The 6,747-nt window shown below is 64.5% G+C and carries 1 protein-coding gene; it reads right to left on the bottom strand.

Annotated elements, in window-relative coordinates; genetic code table 11:
* A partial coding sequence (locus PMI16_RS02400; protein WP_007876041.1) for a non-ribosomal peptide synthetase occupies positions 1 to 6,747 on the bottom strand: 6,747 nt, incomplete at both ends.

Raw genomic sequence — 6,747 nt, 5'->3', positions numbered from 1 at the left:
TCAGGGCGCGCTGGCTGATGGCCACGCCCTTGGGCTTGCCGGTCGAGCCGGAGGTGTAGATCACGTAAGCCAACTGATCGGCCAACACCGGTAGTTGGAAAGGCTTAGTCGATACACCATTGAGCTGATCGAGCCTGAGTACCTTGCGTCCGGCCAGCACATCGGCCAGTTGGGTGGCGGTATCGGCGTCCGCCACCACCGTGCGCACGCCGGCATCATCGAGCATCAGCGCCAAGCGATCAGGCGGATAGTCGGGGTCGAGCGGCAGGAAGGCGCCGCCGGATTTGAAGATGCCCAGCAAACCCGCGACCATGGCCACCGAACGCGTGACGCACAAGCCGACCCGCTCTTCAGCCTGTACTCCGTCGTCATGCAGTCGACGGCCGACCTGGCTGGCCCATTGTTCCAACTGGCCATAGCTGAGGCGCTGGCCTTCGCAATGCAGGGCCGGCGCTTGCGGCTGCGCCAGTGCGCGCGCGCTGATGCGCTGCGCTACGGGGATGAATGGATAGTCGGCGCGCACGGTGTTGCTGTTGCGCGTCACGCTCAGTTGCAGCGAACCCAGCGGCAGTTCAGGCTGGGCCTGCATCAGTTGCTGCAGCAGTTCCAGGAAATGCTGCGCCAGTTGCGTGGCCATGGCGTCGCTGATACGCGCCGCGTCGAATTTGAAACGGAAGCGGAAACGGCTGGCCGGCACCGCCACCAACACCATCGGATAGTGGGTGCGCTCGGTGATCTGGTAGCCCTCGATGCGGAGGTCTTGCAGACCATCGCGCAGGGCGCGGTCGATAGGATAGTTTTCAAACACCACCAGACTGTCGAACAAGGCTTCGCCCGACAAGCCGGTCCACTGCTGCAACTGGCTGACCGAGGCATAGCCATGCTCCCGCAAGGCGTAGTTATCACCCTGCAAGGCGGACAGCCAGGCGCCGACGCCGTCACCGGCCGGCAGACTGACCCACAGCGGCAGGCTGTTGATGAACAGGCCCAGCACTTTTTCAATCTCGGGCAAGTCGCCCGGCCGGCCTGAAACGGTGACGCCGAAGGCAGCCTGATCGCGATTGCCGTAACGGCCGAGCAAGAGCGCCCAGGCGCCCTGCACCAGCGTGTTGATGCTGACCTGATGGCGTTTGGCGGCAGCTTCCAGCGCTGCGGTAGCGTCCAGGTCGAGCTCCTGCACGATGTGCTTGAGGCGGTCGCTGGCATACAGCGATGAGGCGGATGCCGACAGCACGCTGGCGCCGACGCCGACAGGCGCGTCGACCCGCGCATACCTGGCCATCCACCAGTCGCGCACACTCGGCTGTGCCGCCATCCAGGCGATATAGTCGCGATAGGCGCCGGGTGCGCCCAGTTGGTATGGCTGATGTTTGGCTTCAGCCTGATACACGTGCATCACCTCGCCCACCAGTTGCGCGTAGCTCCAGCCATCCAGCAAGACGTGGTGGTTGGTGCTGACGCAGTCATGCCGGCCGTCGGGGCGCACGAACAGATTGATGCGCAGCAGCGGCGCGCAATCGAGCGCGAAGCCTGCGGCCAGATCGACGGCGCGCCAGGCTGCCAGTTCGGCGGCATAAGCCGCCTGGCTGCGGTCGCTCCAGTCGTGCAGCGTGAGCGCCAGTTCGGCCTGTCGCTGCACCACTTGCAAGGCGTCGCCGCCATGCTCCCAACGGAAATGGGTGCGCAAGATGTCATGCCTTTGCACCGCCACCGACCAGGCCGTGTTGAGGGCAGCCAGGTCCAGCGTCCCCACCAGCGTGAAGCAGTTCTGGTCGATATACACGCCCTGACCGTTTTGCAGCAGACTGTGGAACAGCATGCCGTTCTGCAAGGGAGTGGCCGGATAAATATCTTGCACCTCGGCCAGCACTATCGGCAAACGCAGCAAGTCTTGCTGGCTCAGTTTAGCCAGTGCAAAAGCGGAGTAATCGGCCGTCGCCGGCAGCTTCAGACTATCCGCCAGCATCGCTGGCGCGCGCGGCAGCGCCAAGGCCTGCGCCAGGCCTGCCACGGTGGGTGTCTCGAACAGCTGCTTCGGGGTGATCTCGACGCCGCGTTTGCGTGCGCGGGCCACCACCTGCAGGCTGAGGATGGAGTCGCCGCCGAGAGCGAAGAAATTGTCTGTACGTCCGACCTGCTCAAGCTCCAGCACCTCTTGCCATACCAGCGCCAATTGCTGTTCGACCTCGCCCTGCGGCGCCACATACGCAGGACCGGCACCGACACCGGCGTCGACTGCCGCCGCCGGCAGCGCCCGTCGGTCGATCTTGCCGTTCGGCGTCAGCGGCAGTTTCGCCAACACCATCAGCGCGGCCGGCAGCATGTAGTCAGGCAGACGTGCTGCCAGTTGCGTGCGCAGTTGTTGCGCATCCAGCGTCGCGCCAACAACTGCAGAGGCAGCGGTGACATAGGCAATCAGGCGCGTGCCGGAAGGACCTTGATCGGCCAGCACGCAGGCTTCGCGGACCTGCGGCAGCGCCAGCAGTTGCGCTTCGACTTCACCGATTTCAATGCGGAAGCCGCGGATTTTTACCTGTTGATCAATGCGTCCCAGGTATTCCAGCTGCCCGTCTGCTGTCCGTCTGGCCAGATCGCCGGTGCGGTAGAGCCGTCCGCCCTGCGCGCTGAAAGGATCCGGCACGAAGCGTTCGGCGGTCAAGGCGGCTCGATGCAGATAGCCGCGCGCCAGACCGTCGCCGGCGACGAACAATTCACCGGCCACGCCCACCGCCGCCAGCCGGCCATGCACGTCGAGCACATACAGGCCGAGATCGGCAATCTGCGCGCCCACGGGACTGGCGCGCCCTTCCAGGTCGGTTTGCAGAATGCGGCGGTAGGTAACGTGAACCGTGGTTTCCGTGATGCCGTACATGTTGACCAATTGCACCCGCTGGTCGCCAAAATGCGCCAGCCAGGGTCGCAATGTGCGCGGCTCCAGCGCCTCGCCGCCAAAAATCACCAGCCGCAGCGCGAGATCTTCCGCGCGGTACAGCTCCGGCACTTCGAGCAACTGGCGGAACGCCGATGGCGTTTGATTCAGCACGGTCACGCCCTGCCGGCGCAGCAAGTCCAGAAAATCTGCCGGTGCACGACTGACCGCAAACGGCACCACGATCAGGCGACCGCCATGACAGAGCGCGCCGAAGATCTCCCATACCGAGAAATCGAAGGCGTAAGAGTGAAACAACGTCCACACATCGGACGACGAGAAGGCGAAATGCTGCTCGGTGCCGCTCAGCAGGCGCGCCACATTCCTGTGGGTCAGCTGCGCACCCTTCGGGCGGCCGGTCGAGCCCGAGGTGTAGATCACGTAAGCCAGCGCATCCTGGTGCTGCAGCACTTGCGGATTGTGGCTGCGTTGGTCCGGATCGCTCAGGCGGTCCAGTTCCAGCACCCTCACCGCCTCGGCATCCAGCGCCGGCAGATGCGCCCGCACGCTGCTTTCGCTGAGGATCAGACCGATGGCGCTGTCACCTATCATGTAGGCGAGGCGTTCTTGCGGATATTCGGGATCCAGCGGCACATAGGCGCCGCCGGCCTTGAGCACCGCCAGCATGGCTACCAGCATGTCGGCCGAGCGCGCAAACGCCAGTCCGACTTTGACCTCGGGCGCAACGCCCATGTCTATCAGTCGCCAGGCCAGATGATTGGCCCGTGTGTTCAGCTCGGCATAACTCAACTGCTGTCCGTGTTCGCCGACCACGGCGATGGCCGCCGGTTGTCGCGCCGCCTGCTGTTCGATCAGCACGTGCAGCAGTTCGCTGCGCGGCGCCAGCAACTTCGGCGCCGTCGTCGTCGGCCGGCTCCATGCCAGCACCTGCTGCTGCGCCGGGGCGCTGTCGACCGCAATCTCGCCGACGCAGACATCCTCAGCGCCGGCAAACTGTTCCAGCACCGCCAGATAGGCGGCCGACCAGGCGGCGATGGTTTGCTGGTCAAGGCGGGCCGGATCCCATTTCCAGTTCAGCGTCAGGCTGCGTCCCGGTCCCGCGGTCAACACCAGCGGATAGTGTGAGCGCTCCACCGCCTGGTAACGCTCCAGCGTCAGCCCGGTGGCTTCCTTGCGCATCTCTTCATCGACCGGATAATTTTCAAACACCAGCAGGCTGTCGAACAGCGATGCGCCGCTCTGCCCTGCCCATTGCTGAATCTGTCCCAGGTCCGTGTGTTCGTACTGACGCAGGGCGCTGTTGCGCTCCTGGATGCCGGCCAGCCATGCCGACAGGCGCATAGCCGCCGGCACCTCCAGCCATAGCGGCAGGCTGTTGATGAACAAGCCCAGCATGCGTTCCATGCCCGGCAGATCGTGCGGTCGTCCCGACACGGTGACGCCGAACACCACCTGATCGCGGTTGCCGAAACGCGCCAGCAACAAGGCCCAGGCGCCCTGTATCAAGGTATTGACGGTGACCCGATGGCGGCGCGCGGTCTGCGCCAGACGCTCGCTCAATTCCGGCCTGAGCGCCACCGTGGCTTGCTCTGCACCGATACCGGCGTTGATATCAACGGCCGGCGCGCTGAGGCAACTGCCGAGATTGGCCGGATCGCGCACTTCGCTCAGACGGCTCTGCCACCAGGCGCTGGCGTCGGGCTGGCGACGCAGCCAGACGACGTAGTCGCGATACGGCGCAGGCGCGTCCATCGTGACCGGCTGGCCGGCGTTGAGCAGACGATATGCCTGCATCACCTCGCCCAGCAACTGGGCGCTGCTCCAGCCATCGGTCAGCAAATGATGGCCGGTCCAGACCAGATCGCAATGACCGTCTGCACGGGCAAACAGATTGATGCGCAACAATGGCGCCACGCCTGCATCAAAGCCGGCGGCAAGATCTTGCGCCAGCCAGTGCTGCATGCGCTGTTCATAAGCGGCGGCATCGAGGCTGCGCCAGTCGTGCTGAACGAAGGGCAAGTCGCTGTTTTTCGCCACCACTTGCAAGGGCGCGCCGCCGTGTTGCCAGACAAAACGGGTGCGCAAGATGGCGTGGCGTGTGACCGCCAGTTGCCATGCGCCGCGCATCGCTTCTGGATTGAGCGCGCCGGTCAGGCTCAGACGTTTTTGAATCAGATACAGACCTTGCCCGGCCTGCGTCAGGCTGTGATACAGCAAGCCGGTCTGCAGCGGCGTGGCCGGATAAATGTCGGCAATGGCGGCCGCCGGCAAATCCGTCAGATGCGCCGACAACAATTCTTGCAGGCTCGGTTGGGACAAGCCCGCCAGAGCGAAATCGGAAGCGGTCCTGACCGGCGCAGCGCTCTGACAATGCTGCAGCAAGGCGTGAACCTGACGCTCGAAATCAGCCACCATGCGATCGGCTGCTTCGATGCTCCAGGATGCCGGCGCCAGTCGCCAATCGACGGTCAGAGCTCCTGCCGCCACCACGGCGCTGAAGTCGAGCGCATAGGCGGAGCTTCCCTCGTCAGCCATGGCCGCGCCAAAGGGCTCGTCGGCAAAATGGAATACACCGTCGCGCTGCAGACTCTGATCAAACTGTCCCAGATAGTTGAAGTTGATGGCCGGCGCCGGCAAGGCCGCCACCGCTGCGCGCGTCGCGGCGTCGCCGTAAGTGCGCAGCCATCCCCAGCGCACGCCCTTGTGCGGCACGCTGCGCAGGTTTTCTTTGGTCGCGATCAGCGCAGCTGCAGCGTCGTCATGAATCTCCAGGCACAGTGGAAAACGTGCGGTGAACCAGCCTACGCTATTGCTCAGATCGAGCTCGCTGTCGACCGCCTCGCGGCCATGCCCTTCCAGCGATACCAGCAGCTGCTGCGCGCCGCTGTGAGCAGCGATGCTGCGTCCCAGCGCCGTCAGTAAAAACTCATCCAGGCCGGCGCCATAGACGCGCGCCGGCTGGCTCAGCAATTGTTCGGTGATGGCGGCGTTGAATTGCAGGCGACGGCGATGGGGCTGCCGTTGCTGCTGCGCCGGGCTTGCTGTGGCTGCGGCAGTAGTCTCACTGTCGTTGCCGGCGCCGGCCAGGCGCGCCTGCCACCATGGCAACTCTTGCTGCGCCAGCACGTGCCTGGCGCTGTCGACAGACTCTGCCACCCAGACGCTCCAAGGCGTGGCGACTAGCTCTGGCGCCGGCCGGCCTTGGCTGATCTGCTGATAGGCCTGTTGCAGGGTGTCCAGCAAGACTCGCCATGAAACGCCGTCGACCGCCAGGTGATGGATGGTCAGCAGCAATCGGGCCTCACCGTCCAGCGCAAAATAAGCAGCCCGGATCAAGGGACCATGTTCTATGTCCAGACTGCGTTGCAGTGCTGCGCCTTGCTGCTCCAGCTGCGCGCGCCAGTCGGCCTGTCCGCGCAGATCGATGATGTCGGATAGCACCGATGGCGCAGCGCTGTCGGCCGGCTGCACCTGCTGGCGCCAACCGGCTTCGCTGCGCAGAAAGCGCAGTCGCAAGGCGTCGAAGCTGCGTACCAGATGCGCCAGTGCGGCAGCCAACGCAGTGCGCTCCAGCGCGCCGTCGACTTTGAGCAGCAGCGACTGATTCCAATGCGACTGCCCCTGCGGATAGCGTTCGAAAAAAGCCTGTTGTATCGGCGTCAGCGGCAAGGACGTCAAGACTTCCGGCTTGTGCGTGGTGTCGTGGCTGGTGGCGAGCGCGGCCAGCCGCACGATGTCGGGATTCTCGAACACCTGACGTGGCGTGAGCTTGAGCCCGGCCTGGGCAGCGCGCGAAATGATGCGCAGGCTGAGGATGGAATCGCCGCCGGCCTCAAAGAAGTTGTCGGTCACGCCGA

It is taken from the genome of Herbaspirillum sp. CF444, from assembly GCF_000282135.1.
In the GTDB taxonomy this organism is placed as follows: Bacteria; Pseudomonadota; Gammaproteobacteria; order Burkholderiales; family Burkholderiaceae_D; genus Herbaspirillum.
The sequence above is the reverse complement of the archived record's forward strand: the minus strand, read 5'-3'. Positions and strand labels throughout refer to the sequence as shown.